Source organism: Acinetobacter sp. CAU_H_56 (genome assembly GCF_058599425.1).
Genome location: NZ_CM178654.1, coordinates 1934500 through 1956317, shown reverse-complemented (window position 1 = coordinate 1956317; position 21818 = coordinate 1934500). Strand labels below are relative to the sequence as shown.

14 protein-coding genes and 1 pseudogene are annotated in these 21818 nt (G+C 39.6%); 9 read left to right on the top strand and 6 right to left on the bottom strand.

The features are described from left to right. Positions 1–29: 29 nt before the first annotated feature. From AC4MCC_RS09405 to AC4MCC_RS09390, 4 genes and pseudogenes are all read right to left on the bottom strand, one after another. On the bottom strand, positions 30–1847 hold the full coding sequence (locus AC4MCC_RS09405) for a hypothetical protein (RefSeq protein ID WP_491885179.1): 1818 nt from the start codon (positions 1845–1847) through the stop codon (positions 30–32). Next, the gene (locus tag AC4MCC_RS09400; protein ID WP_491885178.1) at positions 1847–3043 is read right to left on the bottom strand and encodes a 3'-5' exonuclease; all 1197 of its coding nucleotides are present in this window, start codon (positions 3041–3043) and stop codon (positions 1847–1849) included. Before AC4MCC_RS09400 ends, AC4MCC_RS09405 begins: the two co-directional genes overlap by 1 nt. Before the next feature lie 2 nt (positions 3044–3045). Beyond that, positions 3046–5460: an Hsp70 family protein gene (locus AC4MCC_RS09395; RefSeq protein WP_179995087.1), complete on the bottom strand. Its 2415-nt coding sequence runs from the start codon at positions 5458–5460 to the stop codon at positions 3046–3048. Positions 5461–5743: 283 nt separating this feature from the next. Then, positions 5744–6049 (bottom strand): annotated as a pseudogene (locus AC4MCC_RS09390) (transposase domain-containing protein); the annotation flags it as partial. Between the two features lie 53 nt (positions 6050–6102). Between AC4MCC_RS09390 and AC4MCC_RS09385 the strand changes: the two are divergent. The 3 genes from AC4MCC_RS09385 (at position 6103) to AC4MCC_RS09375 (ending at position 11406) form a co-directional block, all read left to right on the top strand. Beyond that, positions 6103–7035, top strand: a complete 933-nt coding sequence (locus AC4MCC_RS09385) for an IS5 family transposase (protein WP_491885177.1) — start codon at positions 6103–6105, stop codon at positions 7033–7035. A gap of 842 nt (positions 7036–7877) precedes the next feature. Beyond that, positions 7878–10115 (top strand): NADP-dependent isocitrate dehydrogenase, encoded by a 2238-nt coding sequence (locus AC4MCC_RS09380; RefSeq protein WP_419374907.1) that lies wholly within the window; start codon positions 7878–7880, stop codon positions 10113–10115. Positions 10116–10362: 247 nt separating this feature from the next. Then, complete coding sequence (locus tag AC4MCC_RS09375) at positions 10363–11406, top strand: metallophosphoesterase (RefSeq protein ID WP_491885176.1); 1044 nt, start codon at positions 10363–10365, stop codon at positions 11404–11406. A 43-nt stretch (positions 11407–11449) separates the two neighbouring features. Here AC4MCC_RS09375 and AC4MCC_RS09370 read toward each other — a convergent pair whose 3' ends face one another. Beyond that, the gene (locus AC4MCC_RS09370) at positions 11450–11872 is read right to left on the bottom strand and encodes an OsmC family protein (protein ID WP_419365566.1); all 423 of its coding nucleotides are present in this window, start codon (positions 11870–11872) and stop codon (positions 11450–11452) included. A 147-nt stretch (positions 11873–12019) separates the two neighbouring features. Between AC4MCC_RS09370 and crp the strand changes: the two genes are divergently transcribed. The 4 genes from crp (at position 12020) to clpB (ending at position 17313) form a co-directional block, all read left to right on the top strand. Continuing rightward, positions 12020–12727 (top strand): cAMP-activated global transcriptional regulator CRP, encoded by a 708-nt coding sequence (gene crp, locus AC4MCC_RS09365; protein WP_419365567.1) that lies wholly within the window; start codon positions 12020–12022, stop codon positions 12725–12727. A gap of 193 nt (positions 12728–12920) precedes the next feature. Beyond that, a complete protein-coding gene (locus tag AC4MCC_RS09360; protein ID WP_159123982.1) occupies positions 12921–13970 on the top strand; it encodes an NADP(H)-dependent aldo-keto reductase in 1050 nt (349 codons plus the stop codon). A gap of 144 nt (positions 13971–14114) precedes the next feature. Further along, positions 14115–14480, top strand: coding sequence for an antitoxin Xre/MbcA/ParS toxin-binding domain-containing protein (locus tag AC4MCC_RS09355; RefSeq protein ID WP_491875936.1), 366 nt, complete (start codon positions 14115–14117; stop codon positions 14478–14480). Positions 14481–14733: 253 nt separating this feature from the next. Next, positions 14734–17313, top strand: coding sequence for an ATP-dependent chaperone ClpB (gene clpB / locus AC4MCC_RS09350; protein WP_491885175.1), 2580 nt, complete (start codon positions 14734–14736; stop codon positions 17311–17313). Positions 17314–17379: 66 nt separating this feature from the next. Here the strand turns inward: clpB and rlmKL are convergent, their stop codons facing one another. Further along, on the bottom strand, positions 17380–19584 hold the full coding sequence (gene rlmKL / locus AC4MCC_RS09345) for a bifunctional 23S rRNA (guanine(2069)-N(7))-methyltransferase RlmK/23S rRNA (guanine(2445)-N(2))-methyltransferase RlmL (RefSeq protein ID WP_005235042.1): 2205 nt from the start codon (positions 19582–19584) through the stop codon (positions 17380–17382). Between the two features lie 656 nt (positions 19585–20240). Here rlmKL and AC4MCC_RS09340 point away from each other — a divergent pair. Then, positions 20241–20573, top strand: coding sequence for a hypothetical protein (locus AC4MCC_RS09340; protein WP_491885174.1), 333 nt, complete (start codon positions 20241–20243; stop codon positions 20571–20573). Between the two features lie 223 nt (positions 20574–20796). Beyond that, on the top strand, positions 20797–21813 hold the full coding sequence (locus AC4MCC_RS09335; protein WP_034702102.1) for an aspartate carbamoyltransferase catalytic subunit: 1017 nt from the start codon (positions 20797–20799) through the stop codon (positions 21811–21813). Positions 21814–21818 lie beyond the last annotated feature (5 nt).

Sequence of the window (21818 nt, the reverse complement as noted above, 5' to 3'; positions counted from 1 at the left end):
TGGTGTTGTGGTGTAAGGAACTGTATAATTTATTTTTGGTTGAATAATTTACTCTTAATTCCATTGATTGTAACCCTTTTAATATTTTTATCTAAAATCCCGAAATGAATTAAAATATCCTTTAATTGGTTTTCATTTAATTTATTAGAAGGTCTCAGGTTTTTAAGTTTACTTTCGAGTTCAGATATTTTTTTAATTGAGGGATCTGCTGATAAACATGATTTTAAATCCTCAATGAAATTAGGGTATTCGGTATCAAAATTACAATTGTTTTTTTCCTTAATCTGATTATCTTCAATAGGATTGTTAATGTCATGAAAATCAGTATCAATATTTATTTTCGATATTGAATTCTGATCTTCATCATTAATACAGTTTTGTAATGAAAATTTATCTTCTGAGTTTTCTACAGCAGTGATATCTGAATCACTTTTAGACGGCCTAGATGGGTTCAGATGATCCGTATATTCTGATGTATCTAGTAAGTCTTGTTGATGTGAATCTTCTTTGTAGTAATCATTCTCTTTATCAGGAGAATTCATATTGGCTACGTTCGTTAAGTTGTCAGTAGTAAAACCATCATGTAATGGAGCAGAGTTAATATTTACAGTAGGTTGAGATTTTTCCGCTTCCTTCCATTTTTGCAATAAATTATTCCAAATTCTATCAATTTGTTCTTCATGTTGAGCTAAATGAGTAGACGAATTCATTTCATTTGACGATGGTAAAAATTTTTCTAATTCAGCAAGATTGGTTGGTGAAAAAGCAGAGTGAGCTTTACTTTGATAATAATAAATGGTATTTACAATTGATGAAGGTAAAATCTTACCAATTTTATAAATTAATATAAGAGGTATTTTTTTGAATTCAGAGTTATCAGATAAGTTATAGAAATAATTTAAACGATCGATATCATATTTCAGAGATTTAAAATTAATAGGGTACTCTGCTTTGATTAGCATGTCATAATGGAAGTAGATAGTAAGAGCTAATAATGGCAGGTCATTTCTATTTATGGTGAAAAGTAGATTTTCTGTGAGTAGTTTTTCATACAGAATTTGATCATCTAGTAAAGAGGAAGTTAACTGATCTACAGTCATTTCTTTCAGTAGTATATGATTATAATATTTATTAGCATTGCAACTATCAATTTTTGATATTTCTTGATATTTTTTTACAATAGCTTTATTTTTTATTTCTAAATTGAAAATAAAGCGAGTAAAAACACCACTAAAAGCTTTGGTTAGTTTATAGTCGTTGAGTTTTTTGAAATTTTCTTTAAGCTGATTATCCTCTTCCTCATCTAGGTCATTAACACTTAATTTTAAATAAATTTCAGGATTAAATAAATCAAGAGTAGCCTTATTCTCAATGATATTTGATAAATGTTCTTTGCAAAATTTATTTTCGAAAAATAAGCTACAAAAGTTTAAAGCTTTTTCATGTTCTAAAATATTTTTTTGATCTAAACGGTAAACCTCCCAAAACTCTTCTAATCGTGGATCAGTTTTTAAAGTAACTTGTAAATTACTGGCACTATATTGTAACGCTGTTTTTCCACGTTCCGTCAAGGCATAGAAATCTTGGACTGCTTCATAACTTATATAATTCGATAAAGTTTCTTCAGATTGAAAAAGATATTTGGAATATTTTTTGGATAAAGAGGCAATAATATATTCATTATCATCGAGGTGTGATATATCTGCAGAAGAATTCATTAATTGATAAAAGCTTTGCTTACTACCCACATAGGGCTGAATTCTTGCGAGATTAACCCGTAAATAACCTTGATCGATCCAATTATTCCATTCTTTAAAACTAAGAACGATGTTGTAATTTTTGTTCATTAGAAGAAGTCCTCGTTTTCATCTTTATCATCTTTTTGATTTGGTTCGTATTTGGTTTGGCTAATATTAGGTAGAGTCGCTACTAAAGGATGTGGTTCATTTGTGCAATATGTCATGAATAAGTTGCTTCGGCTTCTAGTCACAGCTACGAATAGCAGTCTTTTATCGAGATCATAATTCTCAGGTTTTTTCGACAATACGTCTTTATAAACAATTTGCTTATTTGAGTTAAGTTGAGGAATAAAAACATTTTCGAAATCTAAGCCTTTAGAGCTATGATAAGTCATGAGGTAAACCATAGGTTTGTTTGGCACTCCTGACAGATCACCATGATTATTACCTAGGTATCGAATATTAATATTGTGCTTTTCAAATAAGTTATTGATTAATCCATAATTGAATTTTTGATTTGATGATTCTTTACTATTATTTTCATAGTATGAAGAATCTATGGCTTTCTCCAAATCAAAATGTTTAAGAGCATTTTTAATAAAGAATGTTATACAAACATGATGGGTCAATAGTATGCAAGATGGTTTATTGGGTCTAGCTCTAGATAACGACTCCTCAATTGTCCATATGCATTCTTGTATAGCATTCTCGAATTTTATAAGCCTAGCAGTTGTATTCGCTAAACTATTACCTGGTTTTGCACCAAGTAATTCCTTACTCGGTAGGATACTAGAGGCAATTTTGGCTAGGAACTCAGTTAATCGATGTATGATGATTAACATATGTTGCACAGGTTGCACAGATTTTTTAATCTCAGATTCCGTTGCAGATTGTTCGTAGATTGTTTGTGCACAATCACCAGCGATAATTAAATGCTTGGTTAACCCTTTTATGGTATTTAAATCATCAACAGAAATATCTTGTACTTCATCAAGGAACACAAAATCAGTTGATGATTTATCATGTAAAAACTTTGTATGAGTAAGAAAGTGTACACCAGTCACATTTTCTTCTTTAAAAGAGCTGATTGCTAAATCTTTAAGAGCATGTGTGTATGTTAAATAGTGGAAAGTAGCATCAGGATAATCATTTCGTAATTCTTGAGTGAGTGCTGCTAAGACAGTGGTTTTTCCAGTTCCAGCAACACCACTAACCCAATGAACATGGTTTAGATTGTTTTTAATTGAGCGAATAATCTGATTCTGCTCTTCGCTCAAATTAGATTTTTTAATCCACCAAGCCATAATTAACTCTCTTTCATGCCTAAATTTGGTTTTAGGCTAGATACTAAATTTTCTAAGGAATATAACTCTTTATTTGTATTAATAATTCTTTTCTTAATGTCAGTTGCAGAAGATTTGAGCTCCTCATAACCATCTAGTGTATTACAGACTTGGATGAGATCCTCACACTTCCTAATAGTAGGTGTGCTGCTATACAAGTCATCTTGTAATTGAATAAGTGCACTTTGTAATAAAACATCTCCTTCAGAATCTCCACGAACTTTTAAAATTTTACCCAAGGTTAGCAAAGCGGATGTATAGTCTGGATCGTGTTCCAAGGCAAGACGTAAATATTTTTCTTTTTCTTCACCATAATATTCACATGATAAATTGTATGCATTAATTGCACTAGGGTTTCTTTTATAGGCAATTTCTGCCCATTCTTTTGATTTTTTTGTTTTACCTGCACGATCATAGTTATAACAAATATTTGTCGCATGATCCGAGTCTGGGTCTAAACGTTCTATAGCAATATAGAGGTCAGCAGCTAATTCATATGCACCTGCCTTAGAGCAAGCGTCTGCATATTCCTCGGCAATATGAACAGGAGGTCGGCCATTATAATCAAGCAGAGCTTGATTGAATTTTTGCTTAGCTCGTAGCATGGACTCTTCCACTTTAGTTAAAGAGTTATTTGCTAAAGGATTTAATATAGAGATTTCTGCACTTTTACCATCGACAATAGCTTCAATATTCAATAGTTTTTCATGATTAATAGTGGCGTAGACATCAATTAATGAGCCTTGCTTGAAGTAGTCTTCTTCTGCTTCTATTGTTAATATTCCTAATAATTTATTGGTGCTTCCTACACAAATCGGTAGATCAATTACATCCTGATATTCTCGTGTAACAATGAGCTGTTTATGGAAGGGTTGAGGTATTGGTACCTCTGTTGAAGCAGGTATAACAGTTTCCAATACTTGATTAGTAGTTACAATGAAGATAGATTCTGAAACGATAGGTTTAATAAAGTCAATTCCTAAACCATGGTAACTAAAGGAATGAATAGCTGCTCCTAGTGATACATGAGCTCTGACATCTTTAGGAAAAATTGCTTCAACCTCATTTGAAAACTCATTCATATAGTTCATTACACAAGTTTGCACTAATGGATTTAGGCAACTTCCTCCAATAAATAAAACACCATCTATTTCTTCACGTTCTATATTGGCTTTATTAAGCGCATCTTCGATAGGTGATACCAAGTGCATAGGTGTATGTAACCCATCGTAAGGCCCTACAAAATCCTCCATTACTGTTTTGAATTCATGAATTGTTATACTTGGTTTTGTTAAATTAAGTTTATATTCTTTGATCTTAATACCTTCTAGAGATTGAAGAGTAATTTTCTCTTCAAAATAATTCTTTAAACTATCATAAGAATAAATTTGATGGTGATTTGCCCATTTACATACTGCGATTTTTAATTGTTCTGCCGTTGCTTGAAGAATTGGAATTACTTTTTCTTCGATATCACGTGAGTTTGGATTGAAATTAGGATTTTCTCTTAATAATTGAGGTAGCAAAATATGCTTAGCAATTGCTCTATCAATATCATCTCCACCTAGAGCAGTAAACTTTGATATTGCAAGGTTCTTAGAGGTAAATTGGTTATTTCGAGCATCTACTTCTAAAATTGTGATGTCGCAGGTTCCAGCACCAAAATCATACACAAGGATATTGGATGGTTTAGACTTTAACTTGGTCAGAAATGTATGAGAAGTATGATTTTTTGCACAATCATAAATAAAACTTAAGAATGCAGCATTAGGCTCGTCTATTAGACAACATTGCTCTGAGAGAATTCCATTGGCTTCTAAGCTTTGAAATAAGCTACGTCTTTGATTGGCTTCAAAAGAAGCAGGTACAGAAAAGGCAAACTTATAATACTGAAGATTTGAATTGCCTATTTCATCTTTCAAACTTGAGATGACTTTGTTAAAGAATGCCTTAGTTGCATCTTCAGCGGTTTCAATTGTATAAGGTAAATCTTTACTTTTAGATAATACGGTTGATGGATAGGTTGGGCCAATAGCTAACCCTAAGCGCATTTTGAAAGATGAGAAAAGATTTCTTCCTTCTGTTAATAAGGGTTTTAATCGATAAGCATCTTGACCCCATATCAATGTTTTATTTTTCCAAGCAATGACTGTATTAATTAAGTGATGACGAATTGTGGCTCCAAATTCATCTGGTTGTCCTAATGGAATGACTTTTACCGTAGTATTATTCTCATTTATAAGAACTTGGCTAACTACAGTAGTTGAAGTGCCAAAGTCGATACCTATGTAAAAGTTATTAGGTCTACTTGGTAGGTGTTGGTCATTGAAGTTATCAGCTATGATCCAATTGCCAGGTGTTGAACGTTCAGTAGACATTTTGTTTCCAAATATTCAAGTAATTAGCTAATTATGTTTTTAATATGGAATTAATTCAATAAAGAAAAGATAGCGGGAAGTCCTATGTAATCAGTAGAGAGGTGGTCCCACTTGTTTGAATGTAAGCGTTCGCTAAACACACCTTATGAATTCGTCCTATAAGCCTTAATTTAGTCCCCACTTAAAAACAAGTGGGGACTAAAATTTATGACTACAAATAACCAGACATCCATCGCATCTCTTACGAAAAAAGTAAGCATCCGCTGAACGCCATCGCCAAGTTTTAACGGGGTTCAGGTTTCCAGCGGTGAGGTAGTAATTCTTCTATTTGAGGCACTTTATGTGTTGGCAACCTTTTCAGCACATCACTTAAATAGGCATACGGATCCAAGCCATTCAGCTTTGCTGACTGGATTAAAGTCATGATATTGGCAGCTCGTTGACCACTGCGCAGCGAACCTGCAAATAGCCAGTTCTTACGCCCCAAGGCCCAGGGACGCATTTGGTTCTCTATCCAATTATTGTCAATGGGTAGATTGCCATCATCCAGATAGCGGCTTAAAGCAGTCCAACGTTTTAGGCTGTAATGGCTTTGTTGCACAAACCTATCTGTAAAGGCTTTTTCAGCGATATAATTTTCAAATGAAGAAGCCTACACACAAAATCTACCGCACAACCAATTGGCCCGCATATAACCGAGCACTCATGAGTCGCGGAAATATTGCCATTTGGTTTGATCCTGCTACGCAATGGTATGCGCCATCAAAAGGCAAACAAGGGCGAAATCAAACCTACTCCGACGCAGCCATCCAATGCTGCTTAATGGTTAAATCCTTATTCCGTCTGTCTTTACGTATGGTCACTGGCTTTGTGCAAAGTCTGATTAAACTTTGCGGATTAAATTGGATAGCTCCAGATTACACCACGCTTTGTAGAAGACAAAAGCATATTGATATTGTAATCAGCTACCAAAAAAGTAGCGATGGGCTGCATCTACTCATGGACTCTACAGGCATGAAGTTTCTAGGTGAGGGCGAATGGAAACGCAAGAAACATGGACCTGAATATCGTCGCCAATGGCGTAAACTTCATATTGGTATAGATGCTAAAACCCTACAAATACGAGCAGTTCAGCTTACAACCAATAATGTCAGTGATTCACAGGTGCTTGGTGATTTACTTAATCAGATTCCACAAGATGAGCAGATTAACTCTGTTTATACCGATGGAGCTTATGACACCAAGCAATGCCGTCAGGTCATTGCAGATCGGCAAGGGCATGCGGTGATTCCACCTAGAAAAAATGCGAAACCATGGAAAGATACAAAGAGTAGCTCGCTAGAGCGAAATGAATTACTTCGAACAATTAAACGTTTAGGCAGGACACTATGGAAAAAATGGTCAGGCTATCATCGGCGAAGTTTGGTTGAAACTAAGATGCATTGCATCAAATTATTAGGAGATAAACTCAGTGCAAGGAGTTTTGATAGCCAAGTGAATGAGATCCATGCACGCATGGCAGTCTTGAATAAATTCACAGAATTAGGTCGCCCTCATACCCAAGTTGTCTCTTAAATTTGAGTAGCTTAAGGGAACTCAGCCTTTCAAACCTTTATGCAACAAAGCCACTCAAAACTCTTAAATATTTTCATTTTTAAATTTGAGTAGAGTAAATTGTTCTAGGATGATTCTTTATGAGTCATCCTGAAACTATTTTGAATTAAAAAATAATTTACATTGTTTATAGGCTATTTAAGCCATCCAAGGTTTAAATTACCTCAAGTCTCTTCTTGCGCCTTATTAGTTCGATTAAAAAAATGCACATAATTTAAACTGAAGAAAGAGTAGAAAGGTGATTATTATTTAGGTTGTCTTAAGCCTTTAGGATCAACTATCAATTTATCAGGTGCAGATCATAAATTTCGATAGGAAAGAGCAGATCTGTTTCAATTCGCTTTTTAACCCATACTTATGGAAATTACGGCCATTGATAATTTATTTTCATGATACCCAACATGTAGATAAAAATTGATGGCTAAAAACCGAATTAAGCACACATTAAGTTTATAGGTAAATTTGTCTGATTTTTAATTTAAGTAATTGAATTATAATGCTTAAATTATAATTTTTGGTAAAATTAAGCAAAATCTGAGAATTAACCCTCTAATGCACAAATCGCATGGTTTGGCAATGTGCCGATTCGAAAAAAGGTTCATTTTCACGTAGAATACTGCTGTCGGTGAATCACGCTGACAATTTTTACGAATTTTTCAGGCAAAGTTGAATATGTATTGATATTCCTTTGACTGAGGTGCAACCAGCACCACTACTTTCAAAGTTTATTTAAGTAACCGGTTCGCTGAAATTAGGCCAAAAGCCTGATGATCAGAAACTCAATCCAAAGCAAGGGGCTATATATGGCTGGTGGAAAGTCAACAATTATTTACACACTGACCGACGAGGCGCCATTATTGGCGACTTACTCTCTACTGCCGATCATTGAGACCTTTACTAAGCCGGCGGGCGTTGAGATTGTTAAGACAGACATCTCTGTAGCCGCACGCGTACTTGCAGAATTCGCAGACTATCTAAGCGATGAGCAGAAAGTTTCAGATAACCTGGCAGAATTAGGTCGTCTTACCCAAGATCCAGATACTAATATCATTAAACTCCCTAATATTAGTGCATCTGTTGCTCAGTTGACGTCATGTATTAAAGAACTTCAGTCTAAGGGCTATGCACTGCCTGACTATCCAGAAAACCCGACTACTGAAGAAGAAAAAGCAATTAAAGCGCGTTATAGCAAGTGCCTAGGTTCAGCAGTGAACCCAGTACTTCGTGAAGGTAACTCTGACCGTCGTGCGCCGACAGCAGTGAAAAACTACGCGAAAAAACACCCACATTCTATGGGTGAATGGAAACCTTGGTCACAAACTCACGTTTCTCACATGCAAGAAGGCGACTTCTACCATGGCGAAAAGTCTATGACTTTAGACCGTGCACGTAATGTGAAAATGGAACTGATCACTAAGTCTGGTGAAACTATCGTTCTTAAGCCAAAAGTTGCGCTTCAAGACGGCGAAATCATCGACTCAATGTTCATGAGCAAAAAGGCACTTTGCGACTTCTATGAAAAAGAATTAGAAGATTGTAAAGAAGCTGGCATCCTGTTCTCTTTACACGTTAAAGCGACCATGATGAAAGTATCACACCCGATCGTATTCGGTCACTGTGTGCGTATTTACTACAAAGATGCGTTTGAGAAACACGGTAAATTATTCGACGAGCTCGGCATTAACGTAAACAACGGTATGGCTGGTCTTTACGAAAAAATCGAATCTTTACCGACTTCTTTACGTGAAGAAATCATTGAAGATCTTCATGCATGCCAAGAACACCGTCCAGCACTTGCGATGGTTGATTCTGCAAAAGGTATTACTAACTTCCATTCTCCAAACGACGTGATTGTAGATGCTTCTATGCCTGCAATGATCCGTACTGGCGGTAAAATGTGGGGTGCTGATGGTAAACCTTACGACTGTAAAGCAGTTATGCCTGAATCTACATTCGCACGTATTTATCAGGAAATGATCAACTTCTGTAAATGGAATGGTAACTTCGATCCACGTACTATGGGTACAGTTCCTAACGTTGGTCTGATGGCTCAAAAAGCTGAAGAATACGGTTCTCACGACAAGACTTTCGAAATTCCAGAAGCGGGTGTTGCGAACATCACTGACCTTGAAACAGGTGAAGTGTTGATGTCTCAAAATGTGGAAGAAGGCGATATCTGGCGTATGTGCCAGGTGAAAGACGCACCGATCCGCGACTGGGTGAAACTGGCTGTGACTCGTGCACGTAACTCTGGCATGCCAGCAATCTTCTGGTTAGACCCATACCGTCCACACGAAAATGAATTGATCAAGAAAGTTGAAAAATACTTGAAAGATCATGACACTGACGGCTTAGACATCCAAATCATGTCTCAAGTACGTGCAATGCGTTACACACTTGAACGTGTTGCTCGCGGTCTAGATACCATTTCTGTAACAGGTAACATCTTACGTGACTACCTCACAGACTTGTTCCCAATTATGGAGCTTGGTACTTCTGCGAAAATGTTGTCTATCGTGCCTTTAATGGCAGGTGGCGGTATGTACGAAACTGGTGCGGGTGGTTCTGCACCTAAACACGTACAACAATTGGTAGAAGAAAACCACTTACGTTGGGATTCTCTAGGTGAGTTCTTGGCATTGGCTGTTTCTCTGGAAGAAATGGGCATTAAAGAAAACAATGCACGTGCGAAACTGCTTGCGAAAACACTGGATGCTGCGACTGGTAAATTGCTTGACAATGACAAGTCTCCATCACGTCGTACTGGCGAGCTAGACAACCGTGGCAGCCACTTCTACCTGGCTAAATTCTGGGCTGAAGAACTTGTAGCGCAAGACGAAGATGCAGAATTGAAAGCGAAATTTGCACCGATCGCTCAATCTCTTGCTGAAAATGAAGAGAAGATCGTGAGCGAATTGAATGCAGTTCAAGGCCAATCTGTAGATATCGGTGGTTACTATGCAGTTGATCCTGCAAAAGTAAATGCTGTAATGCGTCCAAGTGCTACATTGAACCAAATCATTGAATCACTAAACGCTTAATCAGGCTGTACTAGCTTTAAAGCTCGTAAAGTGAATAAAACCGGTGCTTAGGCGCCGGTTTTTTATTGTTTTTAGATATACATTTAGATAAGAAATGAAGAAATGAGATTTCAGTTAAGTTTCTGATCTATCGTTGTTTGATTGAATAATCGAAATGATTAAAAAATAATTCTGAAATTGTTATATTGATTTAAAGTATAAGCGCTATATTAAAAAAAGGTTTTATTGACCTGGGTAGGGTAGAGCCATGAGTAATCAGATATTCATACAGCAGACTTTTGATGGTCCGGTGGATATTGTTGGCGATATTCATGGTGAGATTGATGCGCTACAACAATTATTAGAAGTATTGGGCTACGATCTGCAAGGTCGTCATCCTGAACAGCGTAAACTGATTTTTGTCGGGGATCTGTGTGATCGTGGACCAGACAGTATCGCTGTCATCAGACAGGTTAAAACCTTAATAGAAAATGGCAATGCGCAATGCATTCTGGGTAATCATGAAATCAACTTGTTAACCGATACGCTACGGGAAGGCAATGGCTGGTTTTTTGGTTCACCGCATCAGGATGATCTCAAAACTTTTGATTCAGTTCAGGCTTCAAGTCAGGATCGTGCATGGATTCTGGAATTTCTAAACAGCCTGCCTTTGGCATTAGATGCACCTCATTTAAGAATTGTGCATGCCTGTTGGGATACGCAGGCAATTCAACAATTGAAATCTGTTCCTTTTAATTCAATCAGACAGGCTTATGATCATTTTGTCCTGAAAAATGAGCTTGAGTTGCAGACCTTGGGCTTTGATGAATATATTCAGAGTGAACAGCAGCAATATCAGGGGCAGTTCAAGGATCCAACAGCTAGCATTCCCTTATTAAAATATATCGCTGAGAAAGAGTTACGCGACCAGATGCAAAATCCGATTCGTACCTTAAGCTCAGGCGCAGAAAAAATTGCGCGACGACCAGTCTATGCAGGGGGGCGCTGGCGCATGATTGACCGTTTGCCATGGTGGGAGTGTTATACAGATACGATACCTGTGGTGATTGGCCATTATTGGCGAAACTTTAAAACCACCGAAGAAAAATCCGGTCTGTTTAAGCACATTGATGCCCTGCAATGGTTTGGTCAGCAGCAGAATGTATTTTGTGTCGATTATTCAGTGGGTAGGCGTTATCGTGACCGACAGCAACAGGCTGAGTATGCTCATCATCTTGGGGCTTTAAGATGGCCTGAAAATCTGGTGATTTTTGAAGATGGCCAGCAGTATTTCACTCAAAAAATGACATAAAAAAAGCAGCCACGAAGACTGCTTTTTTAATGAAATTAGCGGATCATTCTACTTCTATAATTTCAAAATCGTGAGTAATCTCGACACCACCGTCGGACAGCATTTTGCTGGCAGAGCAGTATTTCTCAGCAGAAAGCTCTACCGCTTTAGCGACTTGTTTCTCTTTGATGCCTTTACCGCTGACTACAAAGTGTAGATGGATTTTGGTAAATACCGCAGGAATTGTATCGGCGCGTTCTGCTTTTAATTCACAGTGAACATCAGTAATTTCCTGACGTGCTTTCTTTAAAATCGTCACAATGTCAAAAGAAGCACAACCACCCAGACCGGTTAAAATCAGTTCCATTGGGCGAGGACCACGGTTTTCACCGCCATATTCAGGTGAACCATCCATGATGATACTGTGACCACTTTGAGTTTTTGCTTCAAAAGCAACATTCTCTAGCCAATGAACACTCGTTTGCATTGCAACTACCTAAAAAAAGCTATAAATTTACGAAGTAACTGTACACTAACATAAATTGGGTTGATAAGGAATTTCAATCCCACTGTGTGACAAGTTCACATTAGGTCTTGTGCGATCTATAAATTATCCATATTCGGAACTGTAAGCATGACTTCAAACTTTTCACAATTAAGCACAGACGCACTTTCGCCGGGGCAACTACCTGAATCAGTGAAAGCGTTATTAAAACGTGCATATATCAATCGCTATCCAAAACGTACCACGATCGTGGATGCAGGATCAGAATCTAAATCGCTGTATTTAATTCTGAAGGGGTCTGTATCTATCATTCTTCGTGAAGATGATGAACGTGAGATTGTGGTAGCTTATTTAAATGCGGGAGACTTCTTTGGGGAAATGGGTCTTTTCGAAGCAAATCCACAGCGTACTGCAGAAGTGCGTACTCGTGATGTCTGTGAAATTGCTGAAATTACCTATGAAAACTTTCATGAAATTAGCAAACAATATCCAGATCTAAGCTATGCAGTTTTTGCCCAGCTGGTTCGTCGTCTGAAAAATACCACACGTAAAGTGACTGACCTGGCATTTATTGATGTGTCTGGCCGTATCGCACGTTGTCTGATTGACCTGTCATCTCAGCCAGAAGCGATGATCTTGCCAAATGGTCGTCAAATCCGTATTACCCGTCAGGAAATTGGCCGTATTGTTGGGTGTTCACGTGAAATGGTCGGTCGTGTTCTAAAAACGCTAGAAGAACAGGGTATGATTGAAACCGATGGTAAGGCGATTCTGATTTTTGATGCATCGCTGGAAGAACCTGAAGTAGTAGCTGCTGGCGAGTTCGAGGACGAATAAGTCAAAAGCGTGATAAAAAGCAAATCTTCGGGTTTGCTTTTTTTATTCCTGTTTAAAAATTTCAGCCTGATTCAGAACATAACAAATTGGCACAAGCTTGTTAGAAAAGATGATTTAAGTCCGCCTTATAATTCCGATAGGCTATAGCAGACTTGCTCTTGATAAATAACAGATAAACTTAAAGGATATTTTTATGCAATTCAGACCATTGGCGGATACGGGAATCTTATTGCCAGAAATCTGTTTGGGCACCATGACTTTTGGTGAGCAGAATACTCAGGAAGAGGCTTTTCAGCAATTAGACTATGCCCTGGATCAAGGTTTATATTTCTGGGATACCGCAGAAATGTATCCGGTGCCACCCAAGCCGGAAACTCAAGGTGCAACTGAACGCATTATTGGTAACTGGATTGCTTCACGTGGTGGTCGTGACAAACTGTTTTTAGCTTCGAAAATTGCCGGTCCGTCACAAGGTGGTAGCCATATCCGTGATGGTCAGACCCGATTTGTGGCAGATGAGATTGCATCAGCAATTGATAATTCATTGTCACGTTTGCAAACTGATTATATCGATCTGTACCAATTGCACTGGCCGCAGCGAGCGACCAATTTCTTTGGCAAGCTTGGCTATGGCAATGCAGAAGCTGCAGATGATCGTGCTGTCACGAATCTGGAAGAAACCCTGACTGCTTTGCATGACGAAATTAAGAAAGGTCGTATTCGTTATATTGGCCTGTCCAATGAAACACCTTGGGGCACCATGAAGTTCCTGCATCTGGCAGAGAAACTGGGATTGTCTAAATTTGTTAGTGTACAAAATCCGTATAGCTTGCTGAATCGCACTTATGAAATTGGTATGTCGGAAATTGCCAAATATGAAGGTGTAGGTTTGCTGGCTTATTCTCCATTGGCATTTGGTTATCTGACTGGTAAGTTCCGAAATGGTGCACGTCCAGCCAATGCACGTGTGACTTTATTTTCACGTTTTAGCCGTTATAGCAATCCGGAAAGCGAGTGGGCCGTCGAGCAGTATGCACAACTGGCTGAGCAGCATGGCCTGACCTTAACCCAGTTGTCACTGGCTTTCATTAAACAGCAGTTCTTCGTGACCAGTACTATTATTGGTGCGACCAACTTGGATCAGCTCAAGGAAAACATTCAGGCGTTTGACGTGAATCTTTCTGAAGAAGTCCTGCAGGGCATTGAAGCCATTCACCGTCAGCAACCCAATCCGGCACCATAATTGTTCAAGTGTTCTCTTTAAATGCCCTTCAAGTGAGGGCATTTTTGTTTCAATAAAGGATCAAATTTAATGATAAACAACATAGCAAGAAAAGGATAAAGGCAGCATAATCAAAACAAGATTCATCAATAGAATTTGACAAAAATGAATAATGAAACGGATATTTCTAAATCCCAAGTATTAGCTATAGCAATATTCAACTTAGCTGAGCATTTGCAATTGCAAGAATCTGAGCTTGCATTAGTTCTGGATCTATCTGAAGCAGAATTATCGTCAATCATAAATCAAAAAGAATTAGAACCAGATACTACCGCAGGTAAAAGAGCAATAACTTTAATCAATATCTATCAAGCATTATTTGGTCTGAATGGTGGAGACTTGAGCTGGATGCGCCAGTTTATCAATTCGCCTAACAAGCTTCTGGATGAGCAAACGCCAAGATCCTTGATACAAACAGAACATGGTTTGAGTGCAGTATTGCGATTACTAGGACGCTTGCAACCGCACTAAAGGTCTTTCTCTATTTTCTACCCATCCGAAAAATAGCAGAGTAAATTAAATCAGATATTCATTATTGATCTTCACTTTAAAAATTCTACTTTCGCTCACTTGAAATATTTTCATTGAATACCAATATTAATACTGATAACTCTGTCTTTTATTTAATTAAAGTTTTGAAAAATATATAAAAAATTATTTGAAATTTTATTTCCAGCACCCATATATCCATCAAGTAGAAAATTTGTTGTGAGGAATAACAAGAATGCGTTTTGAGAAATTTACCAATCGCTTACAGCAAACCCTTTCCGATGCGCAATCTCTGGCAATGAGCAAAGATCATGCTGCCATTGAAGGGATTCACATCTTGTCCACCTTGATGGAAGAAGCATCGAATGTGAGCTTGCTGCAACAGGCTGGAGCGAACCTGCGTGAACTGCAAAGCAAAGTACAAACTGTGCTAAATAATGTAGCTACGCTCGGCAATCCCTCTGCCGATATCAATATCAGTCAGGAAGCAGCCAAAGCCCTGCATCTTGCGGACAGTTATGCACAGAAAGCAGGAGATGAGTTCCTGTCCACTGACTGGGTATTACTGGCACTTGCAGAAACGGGTGCCACCAAAACCTTATTAAATAGTATTGGCGTAAAAACTGAAAATTTACGACAGGTTATTAATCAAATTCGAGGCGATGAAAAAGTCATGAGCAATAATCATGAAGATCAACGGGACTCACTGAATAAATATACGATTGATTTAACTGAACGTGCCATGGCAGGCAAACTGGACCCGGTGATTGGTCGTGATGATGAAATCCGTCGTACGATTCAGGTGCTGTCACGCCGTACCAAAAACAACCCGGTACTGATCGGTGAACCGGGTGTCGGTAAAACTGCGATTGTCGAAGGTCTAGCACAACGTATTGTCAATGGTGAAGTTCCAGAAGGACTGAAAGGCAAACGTGTCTTATCTCTGGACCTTGGTTCTTTGCTAGCAGGCGCTAAATATCGTGGTGAGTTCGAGGAACGTCTAAAAGCCGTTCTGAAAGATCTGGCTAAACATGAAGGCGAAATTATCCTGTTCATTGACGAGCTGCATACACTGGTGGGTGCCGGTAAAGGCGATGGTGCCATGGATGCGGGTAACATGCTGAAACCAGCATTGGCACGTGGTGAACTACGCTGTGTCGGTGCAACAACTCTGGATGAATATCGTCAATACATTGAAAAAGATGCAGCTTTAGAGCGTCGTTTCCAGAAAGTGCTGGTGGATGAGCCAAGCGTGGAAGATACCATTGCGATTCTGCGTGGTCTGAAAGACCGTTATGCGACTCACCATGGTGTGCAGATTCTGGATTCTGCAATCATTGCTGCGGCGAAAATGTCGCATCGTTACATCACAGATCGTCAATTGCCGGATAAAGCCATTGACCTGATTGATGAAGCAGCATCTCGTATCAAAATGGAGCTGGATTCTAAACCTGAAGCGCTGGATAAACTCGAACGCCGTCTGATTCAGCTGAAGATGCAGCTTGAAGCTGTGAAAAAAGATGCAGACTCTGGTGCACAAGGTGAAGTGAAACACCTGGAAGAGCAGATTGCCACTGTAGAGAAAGAGTACAGCGAATTGGAAGAAATCTGGCGTGCTGATAAAGCGCTGGTAGCAGGCAACAAAGATATTCAGGTGAAACTGGATCAGGCTCGTATTGCCTTAGAAAAAGCCCAGCGTGAAGGTGATCTAGCTGAAGCAGCACGTTATCAATACGGTGTGATTCCTGAACTGCAAAAACAGTTGGAACGTATTGAAGCGGCTGAAGAAAGTGAAGCACCAAAACTGCTACGTGACAAAGTCACTGACAATGAGATCGCTGAAGTAGTCAGTGCTGCGACCGGTATTCCTGTAGCGAAAATGCTGCAAGGTGAGCGTGACAAACTGCTGCATATGGAAGACTTCCTGCATAATCGTGTTGTTGGTCAGGAAGAAGCCGTAGTGGCTGTATCGAATGCTGTACGTCGTTCACGTGCTGGTTTGTCAGATCCCAACCGTCCAAGTGGTTCATTCCTGTTCTTAGGCCCAACAGGTGTGGGTAAAACAGAATTGACCAAAGCTTTGGCGAACTTCCTGTTCGACAGTGACGATGCCATGATCCGAATTGACATGTCCGAATTTATGGAAAAACATTCGGTGAGTCGTTTGGTCGGGGCACCTCCGGGCTATGTCGGTTATGAAGAAGGTGGTGTGCTGACTGAAGCGGTACGTCGCAAACCTTATAGTGTGGTGTTATTCGATGAGGTGGAAAAAGCCCATCCGGATGTGTTCAACATTCTGCTGCAAGTGCTGGACGATGGTCGTTTAACAGACTCGCAAGGCCGTGTGGTGGACTTTAAAAATACCGTGATTGTGATGACTTCGAACCTGGGTTCACAGGATGTCCGTGAACTGGGTGATAAAGCCACTCGTGAAGAAGTCCGTACAGTGGTGATGAATGCGGTATCGGAACATTTCCGTCCAGAGTTTATCAACCGTATTGATGAGCTAGTGGTGTTCCATGCGCTGGAAAAAGACCAGATCCGTGGTATTGCCGATATCCAGTTGAACCGCTTACGTCAACGTCTGGCAGAACGCGATATGCATCTTTCTGTGGATGACACTGCTTTCGATCAGTTAATCGAAGCTGGTTTCGATCCGTTGTATGGTGCGCGTCCATTAAAACGTGCGATCCAGCAACGTATTGAAAATGGCTTGGCACAAAGCATCCTGGCAGGTGAGTTTGGCCCTGGTGATACCATCATAGTTCGTGGTGAAAGCGGCGAACTGGTCTTTGAAAAAATGAAACTCAGCTAATACCAGTTTTCCTCGCAACAAAAAACCCAGCCTAGGCTGGGTTTTTCTTTATCTTATATGCACACCTTACATTTTTGGATGAGTAATTTTCCAGGCACGGTGAATTTTTTGATTACGCTTGAAGTCTGGACCAATGGTTTCATGCGTGATTTCTTCCACGTCATATAAACCTTCAATCATTTCATCCATTTCAAAACCACGATAGTTATTCGAGAAATACAAAGTACCGTCAGTGGTTAAACGGTTCATGGCACGCTTCAGCAAAGACACATGGTCACGCTGAACGTCGAAAGTCCCGTAAAATTTTTTCGAGTTAGAGAATGTCGGCGGATCGATAAAGATCAGGTCATATTGTTCATGACCTTCTTTCAGCCATTCAAAACAGTCAGAAGCGAAGAACTGATGTTGCTGATCGGCATGATCTACAGTCAGACCATTTAGAACAAAGTTCTCTTTTGACCAGTTTAAATAAGTATTTGATAAATCGACACTGGTGGTACTCGCTGCACCACCTAAAGCTGCATGCAGGCTAGCAGTAGAGGTATAGCTGTACAGATTCAGGAAGTGCTTACCTTTGGCTTCTTTGGCAATACGCAAACGCATCTGACGGTGATCCAAGAACAGCCCTGTATCCAGATAGTCGGTCAGGTTGACCAGAATCTTAGCTTGGCCTTCCTGCACGATAAAACGTTTAGACGCTGTACTTTGTTTGGTGTACTGGTTTTTACCTTCCTGACGGGCACGCGTCTTGATAAAGATCGCATCACGGCCCAAACCGGTCACGGCACGAATCGCCTGTAGAGCCAAATTGAAACGTTTTTTGGCTTTTTCAGGATCGATTTTTTTCGGTGGTGCATATTCCTGAACATGCAGACGTTCGCCGTATAGATCAACTGCTACATTAAAGTCTGGCAGGTCGGCATCATACAAACGCAGGCAGTGAATATTTTCCTTCACCGCCCATTTTTTCAGGGTTTGCATATTCTTGGTTAGACGGTTAGCAAATTCCATCGCACCTTCAATCGGCTCGAATTGTTGCGGCTGCCAGCTTTCCAGGAAAGGACGTGTGACTGCTGCCGGTTTTACTGTACCAAAACGGATATAGATCGGCAGTTTACCGTTCATCAAACGCAGAATTTGTGGATCATTGAACGCCAAGACATCGGCCTGTTCCACCTGAGCAGCAATGACTGCCGCTTTCTGATTCGGAAAATTCTTTTGCAGCAGATTAGACAGACCCAGATACAAGGCACGGTTAGATGCCTTATCACCAAGGCGCTCACCGTACGGTGGGTTGGTGACGAAGAACACTTTCTTGCCTTCAGCCTGGAAATCTGGCCAGTCATTCAAAGTACGCTCTTCGATCTTGATCTGATCGAGGGCTGATTCAAAACCTGCCGCAATAATGTTCTGTTTAGTGGCTTTCACCGCTTCCCAGTCGGCATCAAAGGCATAGAATTTGGGTAATGGGTTTTCTAGCGCAGCTTTATGACGTTCAGCCGCTTCAGCTTTAATACCCATCCATAATTCATGATCATGACCATTCCAGCCATTAAATCCGAAACGACGCACTAGACCTGGGGCACGGTCAGTCAGAATCATTAGTGATTCAATAATAAACGTCCCTGAACCACACATTGGGTCAACTACAATATCTGGGTTGATGTCTTTCAGGCCGCCTTTTTGCAGGATCGCAGCCGCCAGGTTTTCCTTGATTGGTGCTTCAGTCATAAAGCGGCGATAGCCACGTTTATGCAGAGAATCACCGGATAAATCTAAACAATAAGTGTGTTCTTTTTTACCAGCCAGAATGTACATAGTAATTTCTGGCTGTTTGGTATCAATACTTGGGCGCTTGCCCACAGCTTCCATAAAGGAATCGACGACGCCATCTTTGGCACGTAGAGTCGCAAACTGGGTATTGACCTTAATATCACGTTCAACGTGCAGACGAATTGCAAAGGTGCTTTGTGGTGCAAAAATCAGTGACCAGTCGAAGCTCATCGCACCTTCATAAAGCTCTTCTGCAACATCACGCGCATCGTGGGAGAATTCGATTTCATGCGTATGAATTGGCATCAGGACACGAGAAGCCAGACGAGACCACATACAGATGCGGTAAGCATTTTCAAGCGTGCCTTTGAAGGTCAGACGACCTGGGAAACGTTCAATATCCTGAACACCTAAACCTTTGATTTCTTCTTCTAATAAGGTTTCCAGACCATCGGCACAGGTGACCCAATAATTGCTTAAACGTGAAGAGGTATTCATAAAATAGAGAGACCGGAAAAGAATAAATAAAAAACTGCGTTCAGTTTAGCGTATTTTGCCTGTTAAAGCTTTGGAAATTTTTTAAAATCGAGCATATACAGCCTAGTTTTACTCATCCTAAAAAGTGCTAAATATTAACTTAAAAAGCAAACTGAAAATTTATGAAATAGCTAAGATTACACAATACCAATAGGGGGGATTTTTGATTAAATCTTTTATTTTACAGATGGATATCTGATGAATATTAAACTAATTCACAATGCTAGCTCTTCAAGTGCGACCATGTTGTATGTGTGATTTAAAAAAATAAATAATCGGGTTATTGATGTGATGGATCTGATGCAGGGTTGTTCATATGCACCTCATGGCATCAGCATTACTCTAAAAGTAAAAGCTAAAATTGGGTCACTTATGTCAAGTGATCGAGACTAAGAATTGATTAGCCAGACGAAGATCGAATCTAAAACAAAAAAGACGCTGACCTAATATTGCTCAGGGGTAGATCAGTTTTCATTCATATCAATTTATAACTCACATAACTTATTTATTAATTTTGGTACGTTTATTGCTCTATCTAATATCAATGAAGCTGTAATGCTGAGGGGAATCATTACAGCTTCATCTTTATTCTTAATTATTATTTCGGAGGGGCTTAGATGTTGGATCTTCAATTACGCAGGAATGAGGCATTTTCAATCGCTACCTTGATTTATGCACGTTTAAGACGAGTAACTGGGCGAGTAATTGATGCCATGTATCTTGCAGAAAATATCCACTATGCAAAGCATGTGATTGGGCTGGCAGAGCAGACTGAAGATCCTAAGCTTTTACATCTGGTCAACCGCTTAAAAACCACTCTAGATTTATCGTCATTTTCAGAACTGCAGGCTGAAGAACAGGCGGAAAAGGAACTGATTTCTGTGGAACCAAGCGAAGAAGATATCTATCGCGCTCAGGTTTCACATCATTATATTGGCGCATTGCGCTAATTGGGGGATTGGGTGTGGATGCTCCAGACTGAAGCACTCATGTTTAAATGAAAAAACAAGCATGTAGATAAACAGGTTAAATTATCTTATTGAAAAAATACATGGGAATTTAAATTTCCATTCTTATTACCGAGATGGTTTTTGTACAACCGAGCTCTTTATCAACTATAAAGATTCGCTAATCTCTGTATAATACGTTGACTTAACGTATAAGGAATCTCTCATGCACTTGGCGGCATTGCATACACCGAGCCAGATTCAACTCAACAAAGCAGGTAATCTTAAACATTTCCTGACCATCGAAGGTCTTTCTAAAGAAACTCTTACAAAAATACTGGACACTGCGTTGTCCTTTTTTAATGACCAAAATCAGCTGATCACCAATAATTTGCTCGAAGGCAAAACGGTGATGAACCTATTTTTTGAAAATTCTACCCGAACGCGTACTACATTTGAAGCAGCGGCCAAGCGTCTGTCTGCCAACGTCCTGAATATCGATATTGCCCGTTCAAGTACCTCTAAAGGTGAAACTTTACGTGATACCTTGTGGAATCTTGAAGCCATGGCGGCAGATATCTTCGTAGTACGTCATTCATCTTCAGGTGCAGCACACTTTATTGCCAAAGATGTCTGTCCGAATGTCGCCATTATTAATGCAGGGGATGGCCGTCATGCCCATCCAACACAGGCGATGCTGGATATGCTGACTATTCGCCGCGAGACTAACAAAAAATTTGAAGATATGTCGATTGCCATAATTGGCGATATCAAGCATTCGCGTGTAGCACGTTCAGATGTGGCGGCACTGCAAACCTTAGGTTGTAAAGATATTCGCGTGATTGCACCGAATACGTTGTTGCCATACGGTTTTGATGACTACAGTGAAGATGTACGCCTGTTCAATAATATGGAAGATGGCATCAAAGACTGTGATGTGATCATTACCTTGCGTATTCAAAACGAGCGTATTGATTCGCCAGCGCTGTCTTCTCAGGCTGAATTCTACAAAATGTATGGCCTGAATAAAGAACGTCTTGCCCTAGCCAAGCCGGATTGTATCGTGATGCATCCAGGACCAATGAACCGTGGTGTGGAAATTGATTCCAGCATTGCAGACGGTCCGCAATCCGTGATTCTGAAACAGGTCACTAACGGGATTGCAGTACGTATGGCAGTACTGGCTCTTGCAATGCAGGGGCAGTTACAGGAACAGGGTTTGATTGAAGCGATTGCGGTATAAGGAAT

What these genes read in the sequence shown, in the direction of transcription:
- crp (WP_419365567.1), top strand. Translation starts at nt 12,020, where the DNA reads ATGACTTCAAACTTTTCACAATTAAGCACAGACGCACTTTCGCCGGGG.
- AC4MCC_RS09360 (WP_159123982.1), top strand. Translation starts at nt 12,921, where the DNA reads ATGCAATTCAGACCATTGGCGGATACGGGAATCTTATTGCCAGAAATC.
- AC4MCC_RS09395 (WP_179995087.1), bottom strand. Translation starts at nt 5,460, where the DNA reads ATGTCTACTGAACGTTCAACACCTGGCAATTGGATCATAGCTGATAAC.
- AC4MCC_RS09385 (WP_491885177.1), top strand. Translation starts at nt 6,103, where the DNA reads ATGAAGAAGCCTACACACAAAATCTACCGCACAACCAATTGGCCCGCA.
- AC4MCC_RS09405 (WP_491885179.1), bottom strand. Translation starts at nt 1,847, where the DNA reads ATGAACAAAAATTACAACATCGTTCTTAGTTTTAAAGAATGGAATAAT.
- AC4MCC_RS09335 (WP_034702102.1), top strand. Translation starts at nt 20,797, where the DNA reads ATGCACTTGGCGGCATTGCATACACCGAGCCAGATTCAACTCAACAAA.
- AC4MCC_RS09375 (WP_491885176.1), top strand. Translation starts at nt 10,363, where the DNA reads ATGAGTAATCAGATATTCATACAGCAGACTTTTGATGGTCCGGTGGAT.
- AC4MCC_RS09400 (WP_491885178.1), bottom strand. Translation starts at nt 3,043, where the DNA reads ATGGCTTGGTGGATTAAAAAATCTAATTTGAGCGAAGAGCAGAATCAG.
- AC4MCC_RS09340 (WP_491885174.1), top strand. Translation starts at nt 20,241, where the DNA reads ATGTTGGATCTTCAATTACGCAGGAATGAGGCATTTTCAATCGCTACC.
- rlmKL (WP_005235042.1), bottom strand. Translation starts at nt 19,584, where the DNA reads ATGAATACCTCTTCACGTTTAAGCAATTATTGGGTCACCTGTGCCGAT.
- clpB (WP_491885175.1), top strand. Translation starts at nt 14,734, where the DNA reads ATGCGTTTTGAGAAATTTACCAATCGCTTACAGCAAACCCTTTCCGAT.
- AC4MCC_RS09380 (WP_419374907.1), top strand. Translation starts at nt 7,878, where the DNA reads ATGGCTGGTGGAAAGTCAACAATTATTTACACACTGACCGACGAGGCG.
- AC4MCC_RS09355 (WP_491875936.1), top strand. Translation starts at nt 14,115, where the DNA reads ATGAATAATGAAACGGATATTTCTAAATCCCAAGTATTAGCTATAGCA.
- AC4MCC_RS09370 (WP_419365566.1), bottom strand. Translation starts at nt 11,872, where the DNA reads ATGCAAACGAGTGTTCATTGGCTAGAGAATGTTGCTTTTGAAGCAAAA.